This window comes from Chloroflexota bacterium (assembly GCA_020161265.1).
Classification (GTDB): domain Bacteria; phylum Chloroflexota; class Chloroflexia; order Chloroflexales; family Herpetosiphonaceae; genus Herpetosiphon.
In genome coordinates, this window is sequence record JAIUOC010000007.1 from 229449 (window position 1) to 251850 (window position 22402).

Below are 22402 nucleotides of genomic sequence, written 5' to 3' on the forward strand. Positions count from 1 at the left end.
GGTGCCAATCGATCTCGCGAGAACCAAAACCTCTATCTCTATTTCAATCAACCACCATAGTAGTATACTGTGGTGGTTGGCGTTTTTTTAGGAGCAATACCATGGCCCATTTTATGTTAGAAATTACCTATACCGTGCCGCTTGAGCAAATTGAAACCAAATTGGCCGAGCATCGCGCATTTTTGCAAACAGGCTACGATCAAGGTTGGTTGCTCTGTTCTGGCCCACAAAATCCACGCATCGGCGGAATTGTGATTGCCCGTGCACCATCCCTTAAAGCCTTGCAAGCCTTGTTTGCTAACGATCCATATCAGATTGCCAATTTTGCTGATTATCGTTTTGTTGAGTTTAATCCGGTTAAATTTCAGCCATGGCTTGAAGATTGGGTCAACGGCAGCGTTGAATAAGCCGTTTGGCTGGTTGAACGTGGCTTTCAACCAGCCAAATTGGATTAATCGTTCAACAATGGCTCATCGGCGTGCACCGCTGCCACGGCTGGCTCATCGCCACGTTGATAGGCAAACGCCATGCGCGGTGTATTATGCGCCCAGCCAAATTCACCTTGGGCATTCAACACGATACAGCCCGCTAAGCCTTGCACCCGTCGCTCCAAAAAGGCTATATTGGCCTTAGCCGCCTCATGCGGGGTAGCAGTTCGTAGCTGATCAGCTACGCTTTTGGCAAGGCAAACCTTCATAATCGATTCACCCCAACCAGTTGTTGAGCAGCCGCCAGTTTCGTTATCGGCATATAAACCACTGCCAACCAAAGGCGAATCGCCAACCCGCCCCGGCAATTTATTGGGAATCCCACCGGTCGAAGTAGCTGCGGCAATTGTGCCAAAACTGTCGAGCGCCACTGCCCCAACCGTATCATGGGCCGAATGAAACGCATCACGGCCTTTATATTGCGGGTTAGCTTGTTGCTCCTGCCATCGCTGGCGTTCGCGCTCCACCACCAACTCCGCTGGATCGCACAACTCCGCGCCATGCTCGATTGCAAATTGTTCAGCGCCATTGCCAACAATCAACACATAATCGCTTTCCAGCACTTGACGAGCAACACTAATCGGATGGCGCACCCGTTGGACTGCGGCGACCGAGCCAGCCCGCATACTTGCGCCATCCATAATCCCTGCATCCAATTCAACTTCGCCAATCGCATTGAGAAACGAACCCACCCCAGCATCAAATGTCGGGTCATCTTCGAGCACCCGCACCGCTGCCTCAACTGCATCGAGCGCAGTTCCCCCTTGCGCCAACACAGCCCAACCAGCCGCTAGTGCCGCTAAACAGCCTTGTTTGTGGGCCTCAACTTGATCATCGGGCATATTCCAAGCCCCACCATGGACAATCAGGGCGATCATCGCTGCTCCTTTGCTGCGAAGAATGAATGCTTCAATGGTTGGTATTTTAATCGAATTCTGGGGATCGGGGGTTAGCGGCTGGGGATTGGGGATCGGGATTTAACGCAGAGGTGCAGAGCGGAGCAGTAGCTTTGGGCTATTGGTCAGCAAAGATCAATTGGAAAGGCTAACCCTGTTCCGCTAGCCTAACGCCAAGAGCCTGATCATTGATGGTTAAAACGTAGATTCCGATCCCCAACCCCCAACAACCGATCACCAATATTACTTCATCGCCATCAAAATTTGCCATTGGCTAGTTTCATCGAATGGCACAATTGGCAAGACCGCATCGCCAAACACTGCTTGCAAGCGCAACCCAGCCCGTTGCACCTGTTGCTGCCATTCGGGGAAGGTATACAAACGAATGCGCTCACCTGGGTGCACCGCCTCGCCGCCATTTGGCTCGATATAGCGATAGGCAGTTTCGATTGTGCCTGTGGTTGGGCTAAAATGCGATTCGCGCAGCACATAGCCCGGCCCAACTTGATGCCAACCACGCCGATAGTGCTGCATATAACTGCCAATTTGATAGGGATTAATACATTGCAACACCAGCCGTCCCTGTGGCACAAGATGATCAGCCAAATCATTCAGTAATTGCTGATGCTCAAAATCGCTGAAAAAGCCCAACGAGCTATTCATAATCAGCACCACATCGTACATACCTAAATCATCAAGTTTGCGCATATCGCCAGCAATCACCCGGGCAGGCAGTTGCTCAGCAGCGATTTGGGCGCTAAGCTGATTAACCAACGGCGTTGCTAATTCAACCCCATCAACGTGATAGCCACGCCGCGCCAAGCCCAGCAAATGCCGCCCATTGCCACACGCCAAATCCAAAACGCGCATATCGGGGGTTAAATTCAAAATCATTTCTAGAAAATCAACTTCATTGCTAGTAAGGCTTGCGGCAACGTCGGAATAGGTCGCAAACTCGTGAATTTGAAATAATTCTTCCCACCACATCCGCTGTTCATCCATTGCCAACCTCGCTTATAATCTACAAACAATGCCAGTGATTGAGGGTCGCATATGTTGCCAGAAACACTTATCCAACAGATGAGCCATGGCTGGGTTCACGCCCCGATTGCCTCGCTGATTTACCATCGCAGTGGCCGCGCCGAATTGCTCAACCTCGCCGGAATGGAGTTATTGCAATATCAGCCAGAAGAGGCTGCCCTAGCTCAACAACATTATAATCTGCATCGTGACCCTTCACTCCAAGCGCCGCTAACCAAAAGTGCCATTGCCTCAGCTTTTGAAGGCAAAAAAACTCGCATTGGTGAGTTGGATTATGAGTTGCTGAATGTACATGCGCGGCCTTCTGGCAAACATATTGTGGCGCGACTCAATCTGGCTCCGCTGCGAGTCGAAGCCAAAACTGGCGAGTATATTGTGGCATTTTTTACCGATATCACGCCCCAAGTAACCATGCGCCGCGAACTCGATAGCCGCAAGCACGAAATTCAACAGGCTGAACAGCAACAGGAAGCGCTGCGAGCCGAAATCGAAGCCCGTTCAGCGCCAGTCGTACCAGTTTTGCCAGGCATTTTGGTCTTGCCCTTGGTTGGCGCAGTCGATTCACGGCGGGCCGAATATGTCTTGAATTGTTTGCTCGAAGCAGCGTCCGAGCATAGCGCCGATACGCTATTGCTCGATGTTACGGGCATTCCGGTGGTCGATACGGCTGTGGCCAATTATCTGCTGCAAGCCATCAAAGCGCTCAAATTGCTTGGCACCGATACAATTGTGGTTGGCATCAGCCCTGAAATTGCTCAAACCTTGGTGCAACTGGGCCTGCGGCTGGAAGATATTACCACTCGCGCCGATTTGCAAAGTGGCTTGCAAACCGCCCTTCGTCGCCAAGGCCAAATGATTCGTGCTCGTTCGTGAGGTGCGCCCATGGCTCCTAGCTTAAATACACTCATTCGCAGCAGCGCTTGGTCGGTTATGTCAATCGGTTCAGCCATTTACGACAAAACGGGCAAGGCGATTTATACCAACACTGCCTTGCGGCGGATTTTCAATCTCAGCCCAGCCGAAATGCTGGAACTCCAAGAAAATTACAATTTATTTGATGATCCTTCCTTGGCAACCCCTGAATTACAAGCCGATCTGAAACGGGCATTTGCTGGCGAAGAAGTTTTTTTGCCAATTTTAGATTATGTGATTGTTGATGCCCATGGCCAGCCGAGCAACCGCCATTTAGCTGCACGCTTTTTGCTCAAGCCTGTGGGCGATGCTACACCACCAGAATATGTCGTGGGTTATTTCCACGATGTCAGCGAATCGCTCGAGTTAGAAGCCCAAATTAGCGCTCGGCGTGACGAAATCGAACGTATGAGCCAGCAAGATTCATTGCTCAAGGCCGAAATTGCCGCCCGCGCCGTGCCAGTTGTGCCAATTCTGCCAGGAATTTTAGTATTGCCCTTGGTCGGTGGCATCGACCCAATGCAAGCCGACCAAATTATTACCGCCTTGTTGCAAGCCAGCTCACGCAGCAACGCCGATACCGTGATCTTGGATTTAACTGGCGTGCCGGTGGTCGATACGGCGGTGGCAAACTATATTTTGCAGGCGATCAACGCGCTTAAATTGCTTGGTACTGAAACAATTGTAGTCGGCATTAGCAACGAAATTGCTCAAACTATCGTGCAATTGGGCATTCGCTTGGATACAATCGCCACTCGCGCCGATTTGCAAAGCGGCTTAATGGCCGCGCTCGAACGCCAAAACTTGACGATCGAGTCGATCTAACATGCTATAATCGCTGCATTAGGCATGGTCAAGTTGGTTACGCCCTAACGTAGCCTTTGTGGATAGGAATTCTGGTTTTGAGCTTCATTCTGTTGCTTGATGAGGATCGGGCGTTTTCGGCCACGCTCGCTCGTACTTTAGAGATGGCCAGTTATCGGGTGATGCGCGAATGGACTGAAACCAGTGCTCGCGAGGTTGCTCGTACCCAACAGCCCGATCTCATTTTGCTCGATCTTGAACTGGGCCGCGAGCAAGGCTGGGCCTTACTCGATGAATTGGTGAGCTTAGGCCTGCGGGTCATGGTAATGTCGCATCGCAGCAGCGCCGAAGATATTGCCCGTGGTCTACGTGCTGGCGCGACCGATTATATTACCAAGCCCTACCGCACCGAAGAATTGCTGGCACGGATTGCGATTCGCTTGCGCCAAGCGCCACCACCCGCCTTGCAACGCGCCGATACGCGCACACCCAAACTGGCCGAGCCAGTCATCGAAACTCCTGTAGCTGCACCAGCGGTTGAGGCCGAAACCCCAACCCTGAATATTCCGCTTGGGCAACGCCTGCGCCAAGCTCGCAAATTGCGTAATATCTCGCTGGTTCAAGCCAATTTGGATACCAAAATCCAAATGTACTATATTCAGGCGATCGAAGAAGAGAAATATGCCTTGCTGCCGCGTGGCACTGCCGCCGAAGAGATTGTGCAACGCTATGCCCAATTTTTGAGCGAAGATCCCGATCAGGCGTTGGCCGAATTTCGGCGTTTGCACCATAGCGATGTTGAAACCCTGCGCAATTTGGGTGGTCAGCCCGTGCGCTATCGACGGCGCGTGTCGTGGCCGTTGATATTGAGCTTGGTTGCGTTGCTAACCTGTGGGCTAGCCTCTGGCGCAATTGCCTTGATTTTCCCTGAAGAAACCCGCAATGTTACAACCAATGTGCGGGCGATGTTCAGCGACCCAACTGCTACTCCAACGCTCACGCCAACCCCCACCGCTACGCCTAGCCCTACGCCAACATTAACGCCGACTGCTACGCCTAGCCCTACGCCAACATTAACGCCCGAACCAAGCCCAACCCTTGACCCGAATGCGCCCACGGCGACACCATAAGGAGTTTGTATGTCAATTAAAGCTGATCGCTGGATTAAGCGCATGGCCCAAGAGCACGGCATGATCGAGCCATTTGTTGATGGTCAAGTGCGCGGCGGAGTCGTTTCGTATGGCTTATCGTCGTATGGCTACGATATTCGGATTGCTGATGAATTTAAAATTTTCACCAATGTCAATTCGGCAATTATCGACCCCAAAAACTTCGACCCACGCTCGTTTGTCGATGTCAAAGCTGATGTTTGTATCATTCCACCAAACTCGTTTGTACTATGCCGCACGATCGAATACTTCCGCATTCCGCGCAATGTGCTCTGTGTTTGTGTTGGCAAATCGACCTATGCACGCTGTTTTAGTGGCGACACGCGGGTTGCACTGGTTGATGGCACAAACCCAACCTTAGCAGAAATGGCCAAGCGTTCAGAGCAAGGCGAACTATTTTGGGGTTATAGCATTGGGCCAAATGGCCGAATCATCGTGACGTTACTGGAGCAACCACGCTATATTGGGCGCGATAGCTTGTTAGAAATCACGCTCGATAATGGTCAAACTATTCAATGTACCCCTGACCATGAGTTTATGCGCCGCGATGGCACAATGGTGCAGGCCGCAAATCTACGCCCAAATGATTCGTTGATGCCATTGTATCGCCAGCTTTTTCGTGGCTATGAAATGGTCTATCAATTGATTAATGGCCATTATTTTCCAACCCATCGCTTAGCTGATGAGTGGAATATTCGCCACAATATTTACGCTGATCAAGCCAATACCCATCGTTATCATATCGACCATGATCGGCTCAATAATCAGCCTTGGAACATCATGCGGATGGATGCTGAATATCGCCAAGTGCGCCAACCCGCAACTTCCCAATCAATCCTTTCGTTAAATGATCAGCGCAACCAGACCAATCAACAGCATTATCGCCAAGCGCTCCCTGTGCAAAATACGCAGCAACCAGTCAACCACAAAATCACGGCAATCAAGGAATTGGCTGGAACGCATGATGTTTATTGTTTATCAGTGCCTGAGGCTGGCAATTTTGCGCTTGATGCAGGGGTTTTTGTTTCAAATTGTGGTCTGATCGCGAATGTAACGCCCTTCGAGCCAGGTTGGGAAGGCTATGTGACAATCGAAATTAGCAATACAACGCCATTGCCTGCCAAAATCTATGCCAACGAAGGCATTGCCCAAGTGCTGTTTTTCGAGGGTGATGAGTTGCCAGAAGTGGCTTATGACGATCGTTCGGGCAAATATCAAGGCCAAACTGGCGTGACCTTGCCACGAATTTAATCATTAATTTGGCCATTTTAATAAATCAGCATACAATACAAATAACCACCATGTTCGTGGTAGCGAGGAAGTGAATACTTTATGCTGGTAACAGGTGTTGATTTAATCGAGATCGACCGGATCAATCAAGCAGTATCACGTTGGGGCCAACGGTTTGCCCGTCGGGTTTGGACTGAAGCAGAATGGTTGCGCTGTCGTGATAGTGCTCAGTCGTTAGCGGCACGTTGGGCGGCCAAGGAAGCCGCCGCGAAAGCCCTCGGTGTTGGCCTCAAAGGCATTGGCCACCCCGCATGTGCCGTCGCATGGCGTGAAATCGAAGTTGCTAACGACACCCAAGGTAAGCCATTGTTGCGGCTCCACGGCGCAGCCCAACAACGAGCCAACGAACTAGGCATTCGCCATTGGTCAGTCAGCCTTTCACATAGCGGCGATCAAGCAATCGCGTTTGTGGTGGGCATGGGCTAGATCAATAAGGCTTAATAACTCTCGCGCTGATGCAGGCCATGCTCAACTGCCAATAAGGCTGCTTGAGTGCGATCAACGACATCGAGCTTGGATAAAATGGTGCTGACGTGGTTACGAACCGTGCCTTCGGAAAGCCGTAGTTGCTCGGCAATGCTGGCGTTGGTGTGGCCTGTCGCAATTAAATTGAGCACTGCTAGCTCGCGCTCAGTCAAACGGCCAGTTAATTGGCTGGCTGGTGGTTGATTGCGCGAGTTGGCAACTTGGCTGAGCAGGCGAGCAGTCACGTTGGGGTCAACATAGGCTTTGCCAGAAACTGTGCCGCGAATCGCGCTAACCAAATCGCTATGCGCCATATCCTTGAGCAAATAACCTGCCGCGCCCGCTCGAATCGCCTCAAACAACCATTCATCATCATCATAGGTCGTTAATACTAAGATTTTAACCAATGGCTGGGCTGCGCTAATTTGGCGAGTAGCCTCGATTCCATTCATAATCGGCATTTTCAGATCCATCAAAATCAGATCTGGCTGCCATTCTGCACTAAGCTGCACCGCCTCGCGGCCATTGCTAGCGACCGCAATCACCTCAAGATCAGGCGCAAGATTCAGCATGATCGACAAGCCATCGCGCACAACCGCCTGATCATCACAAATTAATAGTTTGATCATTGCTCAACCCTTTGTTGTAAAGCGTAATTCGACCCAAGTACCCAGCCCAGGCTCGCTATTAATGCTGAGCTGGCCGCCCAACTCCGCAGCTCGTTCATACATGCCTGCGATGCCAAAATGATCAGCACCCACGATCAAGTGTGGCTCAAAGCCACAACCATCATCGCGCACTGCTAAACTTAATTCAGCCCCAACGCTGCTTAATTGAATGTTCAAGTGTTGCGCATTGGCATGGCGAATCGCGTTGCGAATCGCTTCTTGGGCGACGCGATAGATGCAGGTTTCAAGTTCAAGGGCGAGTGGCGGCAGCTTCGGCGTAATATTCAGCTCAAGTTTAATCTGCGTTGTACTCGCCAATTGTTCAGCCAACTGCTGGAGCGCCAACACTAAGCCCAAATCATCCAAAGGGCGGGCACGCAGGGCTTTGAGCGCCAAGCGGGTTTCTTGCAAGCCATGGCGGGCGGCATCAAGCGCCGAATCTTGCAGCTTATGGCTGGTGGTCGGCTCAATTTCACGGTAAAGTTTGGCGGCCTCAAGTTGCACAATCAAGCCGCTCAGGGCATGGGCCAAGGTGTCGTGCAACTCGCGGGCGACGCGGTTGCGCTCACGGCTAATTGTTAAACGTTCTTGCGTGCCAGCATAATCGCGCAATTGCTCATGGGCTTGAATCAAGGCCGCATTTTGCAGCCGCAAACGTTGTACCAAAGCTGATAGCGCATAGCCAAACACCAAAAACGTGCTGGTTTGGACAATTGTGATCGCAACAGCCGAGCTAAAACGGGGGGCACGTAGCAAAATTGGCAGCAAAATTAATGCCCCAGTTACCAGACAAAACCAAACCACCTGCCGCCATGTATATTGCCACGCCACAATCACAACTGCCACACACAGCATTGGGCACAAGCGCATCACGACTAGCCCTGGCTCGGCTGTAATTGGGCCAGGCCCGCTAGTAATTAATGGGGTTAGCAGAATTGGCACAACCGAAATCAGCCCAATAATCAAGGGCATAAACACCCGCCCCAAACGCTGTTGAGCCGCATCCCAGCTTGCCAAGCCAAACACAACTCCCGCCAAGGTGATATGAATCGCATAGTAGAACCATGGCAAGGGGCTAGTATCAGGTCGCGACATCAACGAAACCCAATCTAGGCCCGTTAAAATCAAAAAATAGCTAATCCAGAGCAAGGCCACACTTTGCAGGATGCGTTTGATCGATAGGCCACCGCTGAATTGCTCAGCTTCATGAGTGTGATTGGAATTGGATATCGAGTGGGTTTCTGGTTGCAGGCGTTTAGCTAAATCTTGGAATAACATAGGCGTTCCTTGCAGTGGTGGCGGGTTAGCAGCCCTCAGGGCATTATAGCATGGCCGTTTGTGCCCTAGCAGTGCCAAATGTCACCATCCGCATACCCCAAACAATGACAAATGTCATCCCTCTACTTTCGCCAAATAATGACATTTTGCACTCAAAAATTAATCAGTGAAGCTGTATACTCGCCAAACGTTATCACTCTTACACGATCGTACTGCCCACCATGGGCTAGTTCTGCCATATTCAGCTAGGTGGCTGTTGGTTGTGTTGCGTCTCTATCACGGCTCTGGAGGTTCCATGCATATTCGATCATCGCGCTCGTTGATTGTCCGAGCAACTTGGCTAGCCCTGTTGGCGCTGCTGCTCAGTCCGTTTCTGCTTGGCTGGCTTGATCAGGCTGCAACGCCGCAAACGGCGATCGAACGCGCATGGGAGTTGGCTGGAGCCAGTGGCAGTTATCGCTACCAAGCGAATATCGAGCAAACGACCTATCCAGTTGCTGCGATTACCAGCGCTGGCCGCGAACCGCAACTCGATCGCTTGGCGCTCGAAGGTCAGGTTGATGCAACCACGAATTATCTTGAAATGCAGCTTTGGAATAGTGCCGATCGTAATCCAGCCAAAGCCCATTCGTTGCGACTACTCGATGGTAAGGTTGAGCAACGCCAAGGACTCGGGCCATGGCAAGCAGGCGATCTGCAAGATCTCAACGGTATTGCCCCTAGTGGCAATTTGCTGAGCTTTTTGATCGGGGCTGACGATGTGCAATTGCTTGACCAAGCAACTCGCTCGTTTGATACAGCCGCTGGAGCAGCCCTCGATTTAACCCTAACCTACGAACATTATGGCTTTAAGCTTGATGGAACAGCGTTGGCTGAAAAACTTGGGCCGATGCTCGAAGCCCAAATTCGCGCCAGCCGCAATGTTCCGGCCCATGTGGTGCTCGATGCTGGGCGAGCCTATCGCGATATGCAGGGCCATGGCGAAATTTGGATCGATCAGACTGGACTGCCCCGTCGCATCGCGTTAACCCTCGAATTTCCAGCCCAACAAGGCCAAGGTCGCTCGACTGCTATGATTGTTGGCGATTACAGCGGTTTCGATCAGAGCCGTTTAGCCTTGGCAACCACGCCTTTTAGCGCCGACCCAATCAATTGGCTCAGCTTTCGATTAACTGAACAATTGCCAGCTTTGCGCTTGTTGGTGTTGCAAATCGTGAGTATTTGGCTGGTGCTGGCGCTGATTGGCTGGTGGATGCGGCGCTTGCATAACCGCAAAATTCATGCCTTCACGGTGGCCTTGGTGATTATTTCACTGCTGACAATGCCTTTATTTCGTGCTGATCTTACGGCTGCCTTTGCTGCTGAGCAACAAACTGAGCAAGCTGAATACGACCAACAACGTGCGCAGCATGAAGCTTTGAGCGAGGCCGTCGCTGCCCAGCAAACCAGCAATTGGAACCCCCACCAAAATCCGCGTAGCACACAGCCACAAGCAGCGCTGCCCGATGCCGATTTAACTGCATTGTTGCAAGCACGGCCAGAATTGGCGTTGCCAAGCATGCTGGCCTCAAGCGATACGACCGATACTGATGGCGATGGATTAACCGACTACGATGAAGCAATTTGGGGTGCTTGCCCAAGTGCCAGCTCAAGCAGTGATGATTGTATTGGGGTCGCCGACTCGACCGATAGTGATGGCGATGGGTTGAGCGATGGCATTGAAGTTAATCAACTTGGCACTTTGCCCGACGAAGCCGATAGCGACGGTGATTTAATAGATGATCAATTGGAAGTTGCGGGATTTAGCTTTGGTGGCACACAATGGTATCTCGATCCCTATGCCAGCGATAGCAACAGCGATGGCTTGACCGATGGCATGGAGTGTCAAGTATGGGTTGAAATTTCCAGCGATTATGATCCAAGCGCAGCCTGCCCCGATACTGATGCTGATGGCACGCCCGATGTGTTTGACCTTGATAACGATAATGATGGGGTGAATGATGCGGTTGATAATTCGCCCAATGGCGTGATTGCCCAAACTTTCAACGGCGATACGCCACTTGAACTCAGCATCAATCAGCTTGAAACCGACAAGCCCATCTATGTTGATTTTCAAATTACCCCAACCAACGCTGACCATCTTGATTATTTTGGCACAGTGCTCGATTGGCCAACTGGCGATAGTGCTGGCCAAATTCAGCGCCACTTGGAAACCAACTTTGCAAACACCGAAAATCTGACCTTGCGCAGCAGCGATACCAACGCCGCCAATGGCGATATTCGGCTTGTGCCAATGTTACAAATTCGCATGCCCTACACCAGCGGTCACTATGCTAATTTGCCAGTCAATGCCAGCTACAGCGGGATCGATCGCAGTTTGGATGTAGCGGTTGATAGCTGGCTCAATAGCAGCACGATTGAGCGTTATGATCTGAGTGTTTACGATTCAAACAGCGGCGATGGCGAACTCTTGGCCTATCTGCCAATCAGTTATGTATCCGATGAAAGCGATGGTGGGGTGGTTGGCTTTGCGGCGCGGATGTTCTATCAACCGAGCCAAGGTAGCAACGGCCTAGCAACATGGGGCGCAGCCCATGAAATTCGGCTGGTTTGGTTGGTCGAAATGTTGACCGATAGCTGCACAGATGACACCGACCTCAGCACTTGCGAAGACAGCTATGCAATCATCCAAACCTATTACGATGAGTGGAAATTAGCTGGCCTGACCGTAACCGAGGAGCATGGCACCGATACCGCGATTGTCTATGAAAATCCGACTGAGGATACCAACCTCGCGCTGGATAGCGATTTGTGGGTTGCCAGCTGGAACATGAGCAACAGCTTTTTGCGTGGTCGCGATTGCTCAAGCATCAATGGCAGTGGCACATGCACCAGCAACGGCAGCCGCGATGTGACAATCAGCAATTTGGCGAGTAGCATTGATGGTTGGGCGGGCGGCGCGGCCAATCATGGCTTGGCAGTCCAAAGTTTTAGCTATAGCCATAATGATGATTACGTTGAAGATTTGACGATCACCCGCACTGCCGAATTACTTGATAGCGTGTTCACACCCTATGCCAACCAAACTAATCCGACCTTGCTGTTTGCCAGCGAACATCGTAGCCGCTCGGTCAATGTTGATGACACAACGATCACGAGCGCCGCAGTTAGCTTAGATTTTGATGCTGATACAGTGCCATTGGTGACCGCAGCCAGCATGAGTTGGGCACCATATCAATATACTAATGGCGTTTGGGGCAATTACGATCCCGAGCAATATTTGCTGCTGCTGAATACCCTGTTGACCAGCGATGAATTTTTTCAAGGTGACGGCTCAAGCACAAGCCTCGATGAAATCAGCGGCAAGCAAATTTGGGGTCAAAGCTACTATGCCGCTTTGTTGCAAGGCCTCTCAGAGAGCATCGAGAGTGACGGTGATTTGCTTTGGACGCAAAGTACCGAAGTTCCCGAAAGTGCCTATACCCCAGCTTGGCCTTCATCAACGCCCAAAGGCTTTACCTTTATTGGTTCGGCCTACCTCAATACAATCATCGAATCGGTGAGCAAATTTGCCAAATACAAATCTATGAGCTACAGCGGCTATAGCTTCTGGAGCGTGATCAACCATGCCTATAAAAAGGGCTTTACCCAATATACCTTTTCCTTTGAGCGCTTGCTGCAAAACAAAAAGAGCATGGCCTTGCATGGCTTGATCGGCATAACCACGATTGGCTTGGCAGTTGGCGCAACCTTGTTTGCGGTTGGCTACCTGACTGGCGATGATACAACCTTCCAAGCTGGCATTTACATTCTGAATGCGGCCACGATTGTTGGGGTTGGTTTGTATATCGCCAATATGATGCACAAATTTTATACGCTCTACCAGAGTGGTATGGGTGTAACCGCGATTCTTAAATCGACCACGATGGCCAATTTTAAGGCTGTGGGTAAATTAGGCTTGGTGCTTGGTGCAATCGTACCTTGGATCATTTTCCTCTCGACATCGAGCGGTGTGCTGTGGAAAATGATTACAACTGGCGAGGGCGGTAGTATCGCGCTCACCGTCTATGTGGCCTACACTCTCGCCAGCACAATCATCACGGTTTTGATGTTTGCCTTAGAATTTGTGCCTGGGATCGGCCAAGTTTTCTCGTTCCTCTTCCTCATGGTCTATTTTGTCGATGGAATTTTGGCGATTTTCGGCGTGCGCACCGTGCAAGATCGTATGACGGAAGCGATTGCCAAATTGCTCTACGACGTTGATATTATCATTAAAAATATGGATTCCTCGGATCGCTTGGCGATCGATATTGTGGATCGCAGTTTGGCTGAGCCTGAAGATGGCTTTGTGGTCTCCAACAGCATCACCTACACGATGCTCGTCACCAATACATTGCTGTACGGCACGCAATATTCAGCGTCCGATGCCAATAAAGCCTCGTTCCTGTATACCCTCGACGATGAACCAGTTGATTATCACGATCAAATTAGCAAAGGCGATATGCGCGGCGATTGGGATGCGATTGGCGGGCGCAAAATTCGCTTGAGCAGAACGATCGTTTCGGTCGATGCCTTAGATTTGGATCGAGTTGGCACAGGGATCAATCGCTCGTTCGATGGCTTGCTTTATTTGAATGAAGCCTATCAATTGCCCTACACTGGTTGCTGGCTTGATGCCTTTAGTTGTAGCACCGAAACCTTTGGTGGCTCCAGCGAATTGAATATTGGCGCAAGTGAAACGCTAGATATTTTGCCCGCAACCCTGAGCGAATTCTATGCAATGGAGTGGAATGATCGCGGCCAGTTGAGCTTCCCCAGCCAGCGCGATCACGATGGCGATGGTTTGTTCAGTGTTGAGGCAGGCGGAGTTGACCCCGATGATTTGACCCGCGATGCTGATCAAGATTTGTTGCTCGATACCTACGAATTGGCGCAGGGCACTGATCCTGAAGCAATCGATACTGATGGTGATGGGCTTGATGATGCCCGCGAATTGAGCCTTGGCACCAATCCATTGCTCAACGATAGCGATGGCGATGGGCTTGATGATGGAACTGAAAGCACAACTGGTTGGTTGATTAGCTACAGCGATGATGCGGGTAATCGCAGTTATACCCGCGTTTGGTCAAACCCCAATGTTGGCGATATTGACGACGACGGCTTGAACGATTTGCAAGAATTCGTCTATGGCTTCAACCCGTGGGTCGCTACCGATGCCTCATTAATTGATAACTTGGTGCAATTTGCCGCCATGGATGTGAGCGAGCGCGATGCCGCTGCGGTGTTGCTACGCTTTGAAGAAAGTGCCGATGCAAGCGTATTTGCCAATAGTGCGAGCACCAACAATTTTAGTTGTGCTAGCACGCCAACCTGCCCAATCGCAGCGCAAACTGGGCGGTATGGCAATGCTGCCACCTTCGATGGCCTAAACGATTATCTGCAAACCAGTGTGAGCCTCGCGCCAACCGCCTATACCCAAGCCGTCTGGGTCTATCCGACCAGCACTGATAGCAATTTCCATGGAATTGTGGGCTATGATGGCGGGATTTTGGCGCAACGAGCACCCAGCATCTACATGTTTCAGGCTGGACGGGTGCAAATTGGCTTTGGCGATGGCACAAATTGGAACAGTTTATCAACCAGCGGGGTTGTGCTGAGCAGCAACACATGGAGCCACATCGCCACAACGTTTGATGGCACGACCATGCGGTTGTACATCAACGGCGTTGAGCAAGCCAATTCGGCGGCTGCCGCTGGCAAAGTACCCTATCCAATCAGCACTTTGCGGGTTGGACGCATCGACAACTATTTTAAAGGTTCAATCGACGAATTAAGCCTGTTTGATCGGGCACTCTCGGCTAGTGAAGTTGTAGCACTTAAAGATGGCCGCTACAATCCAAATGATCTGGTTGTGCAGCCAGGCGCGGCCTTGAGCTATTCAACCAGCGTTACCAATACGCTGGCAGCCCAAGGCATCCATGGCAATTTGCTTGGCACGACCAGCGCTAGTGATCCAATCGTCGCCCAACCAAAAATTGCCTTGCGCTTTGAAGAAAGTGATCGCAAGAGTGGTTTTAGCCCAGCTTCGGGTGAGAGCGAAGCCGCGACCTGTGTTGGCGCAAGTTGCCCCGCCAGCGACTTGGTGAGCGGCACTGATCGCTCAGTGGCCTTCGATGGCGTTGATGATCAGCTTGCGATTGGCACGCTGGCCTATGAAAATGCCTTTCAAGCCTCAACCTTCTCGTTCAAAGTCAAATTGAACGCCCTGCCTAGTGCTGGCAAAACTATGAGCTTGATCGCAACCGAATCGACTCAAGCCTATGGGCTGAATGTTTCGGTCAATAGCAGCGGCAAGTTGGTTGTTGGATTAAATGATGTTAGCCCAACATTAACTGGTGGCATCACGATCGCCACCAATACCTGGATCACAATCACGATTAATGTTAATGATAAGCAGCTACGGGTTTATCAAAATGGTACACTTGATAGTGGCTTGAACAACAATGTGCGCTTGCGCTTGGTGGTTGGCGCTGGCATGTTGGGCAATAGCATCGACGGCGCTAGCCCGCTGCATGGCAATCTCAACGATATCAGCATCATCAACAATAATGCTGAAACCGTATTTGCGCTTGGTTTTGATGAACATAACACCAGCAGCTCGCGCACCAGTTTTGCCAACACCGCCAGCGGTGGCAGCATCGTCAGCTGTGCCTCAACCGCGACCTGCCCAGGCTTAACCGCAGGTGCAACCAACGAAGGCCTGCTTTTTGATGGCAGCGACGATTATTTGCCATTACCCGCAGCGGTCAGCAGCGCGGCGGGCGCTAGCGGTTCGTTCAGCTTCAAACTGAAATTGAGCGCCCTGCCAACCAGCGGCTCCTACTATTATTTGCTTGATAATGCTTGTTCTAGCTCAGCCGGAGCAGGCTACTGTTTACGCGCCTATATCGACTCAGCAGGCTTGGTCACGCTTGGATTAATCAACCGTACTTCGAGCAGCGTGGCGTTTGGCCCATTCTCGACGACTGCCGCTGGCGGGTTTAGTGGCAAGCTCGGCAGTTGGGTCACCGTGACAATCAGCTGGAGTTTGGCGGCAGCCGCTGGCTCAACCAGCAATTTTTCAATTGCCACAACCCACAATGGCTCAACTACCACCGCCACCAGCAGTGGCACCAGCACCTACTGGCCGTTGATCACCACCGATAGTAATGCGCGGTTTGGTCGCCGCGTTGGTGGTTCGCTGGCGCTCAAAGGTGCACTCGATGATCTGGTGGCAACTAGCTATAACCTAAGTTTTGACCAACCAAGCTTTAATGTTGAGCAAATCAATCGGGTTAATGATGGGCGGGTCGCAGCTTGTGCCGCCTTCTACAATTGCCCCACATCAAGCAGCGCTGGCAAATTTGGGGCAGCGCTCAGCTTCGATGGCAACGACGATTATTTGCTGCTTGATCATACGGTTGCCGATGATTTTACAATTGCCTTTTGGATGCAATCGAGCCAAACTACGGGCAGTGCTAGCGCTTGGTGGCAGGGCAATGGCTTGATCGATGGCGAAGTTGCTGGTAATGCCAACGACTTTGGCATTAGCCTCGGTGATGGTGGCAAAGTGCTGTTTGGGGTTGGGAATCCTGCGGCCAGTGATACAACCCTCAAAGGTGGGAGTGTCGCTGATGGAGCTTGGCATCATGTGGTGGCGACCCGCGTCAAGCAAACTGGCGCGATGCGTTTGTATGTTGATGGCGTGCTCGTCGCTAGTGGCACAGGCAATACGGCTAGTTTGAGTGCACCGCCTTATCTGCGCATCGGTATGATCCAAACTGGCTATAACGCCTATGCTGGCTTGCTCGACGAAATTGTGATTGTGCCAGCAGCGGTCGATCTGGCTGGTGCTCAATTGCTGATGCAAACCACCTATCCAATCATCGATATTGCCGAAGCTGTTACAACCTTCCAGCTGAATGCACTTTCGGCCAGCAGCATCAGTGCCATCGCCAACGTCAGCAGTAATGCTGTCACGAGCCGCCATAGCTTTACCCAAGAAGTTGAGGCGGCGATCGATTTGCAATCGGCGATTGATTATCCAGTGACTGATAGCAATGCTGCCAGCTTGCCAATCTTGTTGCCGTTCGAGGAAGTTCCAGGCGAAACCAACTTTAGCAACTATGGCACAGTCACAGGCTATAGCCAAAACAACGAGATGAAATCGCCCACCTGCTACACCTCAATTGGCTGCCCGACCGCTGGTTTACCTGGGGTAGATGGCCGCGCCGCCTACTTCAATGGTAGCGGCGATTGGCTGAGCTGTACCTATTCAGGGGTTTTGGGCTTGCCCTGTGCTTGGAACGAAGTTAATATTCGCACGGTGGCCGCGTGGGTCAAAGCTGATCGCGGCACGATTGCCGATTTTCGTGGCTCAATCGGAGCCAACGGAATCGAGCTAGATTTCAATAGTTTCAAGGTGACTATCAATAGTACAACCTATCGAATTGCAATCGACCTGCCTGAAAATGAATGGGTGCATGTTGCGGCTACGGTTGATATGACCAGTCGAATCGCCAAAGTTTATGTCAATGGAGCGCTGTATGGCTCGACCAGCCTTGGCAGCACTGGCACATACAGCGGTAGTTTCCCATCGATTGGCGCAAATCGAGCAGGAACCTTTGGCAACCTTGGAGCCGATGGCGATTTCTTCCATGGCTCGATGGACGATCTGCGCGGCTACACCGTAACGCTCTCGGCTAGCCAAATCAAACAACTCTACAGCGAATCGGCTCCGGCCATGGCCTTTACGTTTGATGCTGACGCTAGCAGTGCCAGCACTGTGATTGATACTTCAGCTAATCGCTATGCTGGCGTGTTGCGCGGCTCAGTCTGTAACACCGTCACCCTGAATTCAGCCGATTTTGGCAATTTTGGCGCTGATGGGATTAATATTCGTTTGGAGAGTACCGATCAACTTATTTTGAGTATGCCGCTGATCACGACTGCGCTGCATCAACTGAATCTTAGCGTGCCAATTTGTGGCATCGATAGCCTAATCTTTGAACAAATTGCGAGCAATGGCACAACTTCGAGCTATGGCGCGGTTAGCCTGAATGCGGCAAATTCGGGTACAACCACTGATGTCAATGTTGGCTTATATCCATTTGACCATATTGTGCTGAATTATAGTTACGCCACGCCAACCAGCAGCAGCGCCCCCAGCCTGACCGATGGCAAAATTGGCCAGAACATGACCTTTGGCGGGGCAGGCGCGATCGAAGTCCAAAGTCCAACCGCTGTTTCCGCACTCACCAGCACATTCACCCTGATGGGCTGGATCAATCCTGACGATGTTGCAGGCTTCCAGCAGCTAATCGCCAGCGGCACAGATGCCACGAGCAACAATGGGTTTAGCCTTGAGTTGAACGACGACCTGTTGCAGTTCCGTACCTTGGGGGTCAAAACCTACGCCAGCACTGCCAGTGTGCGAGCCGAAGTTTGGCAGCATGTGGCCTTGGTCTTTGATAGCAACTACGATGCCTTATTCTATGTCAACGGCACCTTGCAACAAACGATCGACGGCTCTGCGGTCGCCAAAGCCAATACCGACGATCCAACTTATATCGGTGGCAGCGCCAGCCCAATTGGTGTATTGCAAGGCTTTTTCCGTGGCCAACTCGATCAGCTAGCAATTTACGATCGCCAAATGACCACCGGCGAAATCTATAGCATTTATTTGCGCGATTTACGCTGGTATAGCGCTCGGAGCACCGTTGAACTTCAGATTGATACCGATGCACCAGCGATCACGTTGCTTAGCACTGCCGATTATCTGGCAAATCAACCAACAACCTTGGTGGTATCGACGATCGATGCTACTTCCGGCGTGCGCTTGCTTGATGTTGGCCTAAAACGGCCTAACGCTAGCAGCTATACTTGGTCGAGCGCTGGCCTGTGTGCCGAATCGCTCAGCGTCGCGAGCAATGCAGCTTGGTGCTACAGCTTTGATCCAACGAGTTTGGGCGGGGCTGGCAACTATAGTTTGCAATTCCGCGCTGTCGATGCAGTTGGCAACCAAACAATCTCATCCGTCTATACAATTAATATCGATACGACGGCCCCAACTGTCGCCAGCAATTATAGCGAAACTTGGCAACAACTCAGTGCCAGCAGCACCGATGAGCTTGCTTGGACGGTGGCGCTCAACGGAACCGTCAGTGATACGGGTAGCGGCATCGATCCAAGCTCGGTTCAACTAAGCTTGCTCGATAGCAGCGGAGCCTTGGCTGGGCTTGATCAGGCTCAGACTGCCACAGTCAGCGGCAATACCTGGAGCCTCAATTATGGCTTTGCCAACAAACGTCCAGCTGGTCGCTATAACCTGAGCCTCAGCGCTACCGACATGGTTGGCAACAATTGGTCGGGAATTGTTGGCAGCATCGTGCTTGATGGGCGTGCGCCCAGCATGCAGCTTGAGCCAAGCCTGCTTACATCACGGATTATCAGCACAACTCCTAATCTGAATGGCTTGGTGGTTGAACAACCAGCTTGGGGCGGCGAAGTCGCGGCCTTCCACTTTGCCGAGGCCAGTGGCGCAACCAGCTTTAGCGATTACTCGGATACCAAGCTGATAGCTACATGTAGCGCAAATGCCTGCCCAAGCGGCGTGAGTGGTCTCTTTGGCCGAGCGCTCAACTTCGATGGCAACAACGATAGTTTGACGATTGCCAGCACCACAACCCTTGATTTGAGTGTGGCAAGTTTCAGCGCGTGGGTCAAACCAAGTTGGGTTTCAGGCACGTTGGGCTATGCGCCAACGATTTTGGCCCAAAGCGCGGGCAGTAATAGCAATTGGCGCTGGCAGATGAGCGCCGATTACCGCAGCATGCAATTAACCAATGGCAGCTCAACCACCAGCTTGCCACTCATCTTGGCCGCCAATCAATGGTCGCACGTGGCCTTGGTGCAAGCAGGCGATCGCTGGACTGGCTATCTGAATGGGGTGGCAATTGGCACGGTCGAGCAAGCGTTTGGCTCAAGCACTGGCTTGCCGCTGCACATCGGTTCAAATGGCACAAGCCAGTTTTGGGCAGGCCAACTTGATCAGATTACGATCTACGAACGCGATTTATCGGCGGCTGAAGTCTATGCCTTAGCACAAAGTAAGGTCGCAGGGGTGAGCAAGGCCCAAGTTTGGCTGGCTCCCGACGAAACGATGCTCCCAGCTAGCCCACTGATCAGCTACGATTTTGCTGAAGTGCGCGGGGCAACCAGTTTCGCCGATGCTAGCGGCAATGGCCATGCAGCAACCTGTAGCAACTGCCCAACTGCCACCAATGGCTGGACTGATGCTGAGGCACTGAGCTTTGATGGAGTTAACGATGGCCTGAGCGCCACGATTACCAGCAATTTGAGCTTGGCAAACTTTACTCAAGCTGTCTGGATCTATTCAACCGCAACCGATAATGGCTATCATTCAGTGATGGGCTATCAGCCAGGATCGTTCAATCAGCGCCGCCCACCAAGCATCTATATTACCCAGAAAACGCGGATTCATGCTGGGTTTGGCGATGGCAGCGTGTTCACATCATTGGAAACTGGCTCAGTCTTAACGCCCAATGCGTGGAATCACATCGCGACTACTTTTGATGGTCAAGCCTACCGCGTCTATGTCAATGGCACTGCGGTTTATACCTCGACTGCTAGTGCTGGCCGCACGCCCTATCCTGTCTCCAAGCTGGAGATTGGCAAGGCTGATACCTATTTCAAAGGCGCGATCGACCAAGTGCGCATCTATGATCGAGCGCTTTCGGCCAAGGATATTGGGTTGTTGGCTTCGAGCTGGACGAATGCCAGCCTGACTGGAGCAAGCAGTGTGAGCGCCGACTGGAATTATCAGATTCCTAATGGCTTGCAAGGCTTGTATAAGCTGAGTTTGCGCGGCACTGATACATTCAGCAACACCGAAAGCATCGCGACGATTTGGCGTGGCATGCTCGATAGCGTTGCGCCCAACATCTCGCTTAGCGCAACCCATCAAGGCGGTGGCTTAGCTGCCTCAACGGTCTACACCATTACCGCCAGCGATCTGTTCCTTGATCCAGCGACATTGAGCACGCCATGTCAAACGACCAACAGCACGTTGAGCTACAACCAAATGGGCGGAGTTAGCTCGCTAATTGTGACATGCAGCGTTGTAGGCCATCAGCAAGGGAGCATCAGCGCAACTGTTCGCGATTTGGCGGGCAATCAAGCCAGTGCATCCTTTAATCTGCCAATGCCAACTACCAACCCAGCGATTCTGATTAGCAGTCCAAGCGGCAGCATTACTGGAACTGCACCAATCAGCATTACAGGGGGAGCGTTTGCGCCGATTGGGATTCAAAGCGTGGCAGTGTTGATTAATGGTCAGAATCTGAGCACGATCAACTATGGCGTTGGCATTACCAATACGCTCTGGACCACAAATTGGCAGCCGCAAGCGAGTGGTAGCTACACCATTACGGCTGTTCTGACGACCAGCAACGGCGGGGTTTACACCGATACGACCACGCTCAGCGTGCGCGAAGCCTACCAATTAATCGTCAATCGCGCAGGCACAGGCAGTGGCACAATTAGCAGCGAACCAACAGGCATCAATTGTGGTGATGTTTGTAGCGCCTATTTTGCCGAAAGTAGCGTTATCACCCTAACCGCCACACCTGCGAGCAATTCAGTGTTTAGTGGTTGGAGTGGCGTGTGTAGTGGCAATAGCCTGTGTGTTGTGCCCATGACCCAAGCGCAGAGCGTTACCGCCAGCTTTAGCTTGAAGACCTATCCATTGGGCATTAGTTTTGCGGGCACTGGTGATGGTACGGTCAATATTCTGCCAAATGGGGTTAATTGTACCCGCCAAACCCCAGCCTGTTTGCTGTTCTTCAGTGCCGGAACCGTGGTAACCTTGACGGCTACGCCGCTTGCAAATGCCAGCTTTGTTGGTTGGAGCGGCGATTGTAGCGGAACCGCCAGCTGTGTGTTAACGATCGATCGTGCCCATACCATATCAGCCCGTTTCGATTTGGTAACGCCAACCCCAACCGCGACGGCAACCAGCACACCAACACCAACGCCAAGCGCGACGGCCACGCCAACGACGACAGCAACCGCTACCGCGACAACGACCAGCACGCTCACCGTTACACCAAGTCCAACCGTCACCGCGACGGCGACCGCAACGCATACACCAAGTTCAACCACCACGAATACGCCTACCGTCACCGCAACCGTGACAATCACGGCGACCGCGACCGTAACGCCAAGTCCAACGGTCACAAATACGCCAAGTGCAACACCAACCTTAGGCGTAAGCGAATATCGGGTTTATCTGCCAATTGCCATGCGCTAAACCCTCCAAAACCAACGGCAGA

The 22402-nt window shown here is 51.8% G+C and carries 11 protein-coding genes; 7 read left to right on the plus strand and 4 right to left on the minus strand.

What is annotated here, in order from left to right; translation table 11 throughout:
* Nucleotides 1-101 precede the first annotated feature (101 nt).
* The gene (locus tag LCH85_17015) at nt 102-407 is read left to right on the plus strand and encodes a YciI family protein (protein ID MCA0353696.1); all 306 of its coding nucleotides are present in this window, start codon (nt 102-104) and stop codon (nt 405-407) included.
* A gap of 44 nt (nt 408-451) precedes the next feature.
* Here LCH85_17015 and LCH85_17020 read toward each other — a convergent pair whose 3' ends face one another.
* Both LCH85_17020 and LCH85_17025 read right to left on the minus strand, forming a co-directional pair.
* Entirely contained in the window at nt 452-1366 is a 915-nt protein-coding gene (locus LCH85_17020; GenBank protein MCA0353697.1) for an isoaspartyl peptidase/L-asparaginase, read from the minus strand.
* A 261-nt stretch (nt 1367-1627) separates the two neighbouring features.
* Nucleotides 1628-2386: a class I SAM-dependent methyltransferase gene (locus LCH85_17025; GenBank protein ID MCA0353698.1), complete on the minus strand. Its 759-nt coding sequence runs from the start codon at nt 2384-2386 to the stop codon at nt 1628-1630.
* Between the two features lie 51 nt (nt 2387-2437).
* Here LCH85_17025 and LCH85_17030 point away from each other — a divergent pair, with 51 nt between their 5' ends.
* The 5 genes from LCH85_17030 (at nt 2438) to acpS (ending at nt 7026) form a co-directional block, all read left to right on the plus strand.
* Complete coding sequence (locus tag LCH85_17030) at nt 2438-3298, plus strand: STAS domain-containing protein (GenBank protein MCA0353699.1); 861 nt, start codon at nt 2438-2440, stop codon at nt 3296-3298.
* A 9-nt stretch (nt 3299-3307) separates the two neighbouring features.
* Nucleotides 3308-4162 carry an STAS domain-containing protein gene (locus LCH85_17035; GenBank protein MCA0353700.1) on the plus strand — a complete coding sequence of 285 codons (855 nt, stop codon included), beginning with the start codon at nt 3308-3310 and terminating at the stop codon, nt 4160-4162.
* 77 nt (nt 4163-4239) lie between these two features.
* Nucleotides 4240-5271 carry a response regulator gene (locus LCH85_17040; protein ID MCA0353701.1) on the plus strand — a complete coding sequence of 344 codons (1032 nt, stop codon included), beginning with the start codon at nt 4240-4242 and terminating at the stop codon, nt 5269-5271.
* Between the two features lie 9 nt (nt 5272-5280).
* Nucleotides 5281-6561, plus strand: a complete 1281-nt coding sequence (locus LCH85_17045; protein ID MCA0353702.1) for a dCTP deaminase — start codon at nt 5281-5283, stop codon at nt 6559-6561.
* An 81-nt stretch (nt 6562-6642) separates the two neighbouring features.
* Nucleotides 6643-7026 (plus strand): holo-ACP synthase, encoded by a 384-nt coding sequence (acpS, locus tag LCH85_17050; protein ID MCA0353703.1) that lies wholly within the window; start codon nt 6643-6645, stop codon nt 7024-7026.
* An 11-nt stretch (nt 7027-7037) separates the two neighbouring features.
* Here the strand turns inward: acpS and LCH85_17055 are convergent, their stop codons facing one another.
* Both LCH85_17055 and LCH85_17060 read right to left on the minus strand, forming a co-directional pair.
* The gene (locus LCH85_17055; protein MCA0353704.1) at nt 7038-7694 is read right to left on the minus strand and encodes a response regulator transcription factor; all 657 of its coding nucleotides are present in this window, start codon (nt 7692-7694) and stop codon (nt 7038-7040) included.
* Between the two features lie 3 nt (nt 7695-7697).
* The gene (locus tag LCH85_17060; GenBank protein MCA0353705.1) at nt 7698-9011 is read right to left on the minus strand and encodes a sensor histidine kinase; all 1314 of its coding nucleotides are present in this window, start codon (nt 9009-9011) and stop codon (nt 7698-7700) included.
* Nucleotides 9012-9306: 295 nt separating this feature from the next.
* Here LCH85_17060 and LCH85_17065 point away from each other — a divergent pair, with 295 nt between their 5' ends.
* A complete protein-coding gene (locus tag LCH85_17065; GenBank protein ID MCA0353706.1) occupies nt 9307-22380 on the plus strand; it encodes a hypothetical protein in 13074 nt (4357 codons plus the stop codon).
* The last annotated feature ends 22 nt before the right edge of the window (nt 22381-22402 follow it).

Excerpts from the sequence above, each read along its gene's own strand:
- LCH85_17015 (MCA0353696.1), top strand. The coding sequence starts at position 102 with ATGGCCCATTTTATGTTAGAAATTACCTATACCGTGCCGCTTGAGCAA.
- LCH85_17020 (MCA0353697.1), bottom strand. The coding sequence starts at position 1,366 with ATGATCGCCCTGATTGTCCATGGTGGGGCTTGGAATATGCCCGATGAT.
- LCH85_17025 (MCA0353698.1), bottom strand. The coding sequence starts at position 2,386 with ATGGATGAACAGCGGATGTGGTGGGAAGAATTATTTCAAATTCACGAG.
- LCH85_17030 (MCA0353699.1), top strand. The coding sequence starts at position 2,438 with ATGTTGCCAGAAACACTTATCCAACAGATGAGCCATGGCTGGGTTCAC.
- LCH85_17035 (MCA0353700.1), top strand. The coding sequence starts at position 3,308 with ATGGCTCCTAGCTTAAATACACTCATTCGCAGCAGCGCTTGGTCGGTT.
- LCH85_17045 (MCA0353702.1), top strand. The coding sequence starts at position 5,281 with ATGTCAATTAAAGCTGATCGCTGGATTAAGCGCATGGCCCAAGAGCAC.
- acpS (MCA0353703.1), top strand. The coding sequence starts at position 6,643 with ATGCTGGTAACAGGTGTTGATTTAATCGAGATCGACCGGATCAATCAA.
- LCH85_17055 (MCA0353704.1), bottom strand. The coding sequence starts at position 7,694 with ATGATCAAACTATTAATTTGTGATGATCAGGCGGTTGTGCGCGATGGC.
- LCH85_17060 (MCA0353705.1), bottom strand. The coding sequence starts at position 9,011 with ATGTTATTCCAAGATTTAGCTAAACGCCTGCAACCAGAAACCCACTCG.
- LCH85_17065 (MCA0353706.1), top strand. The coding sequence starts at position 9,307 with ATGCATATTCGATCATCGCGCTCGTTGATTGTCCGAGCAACTTGGCTA.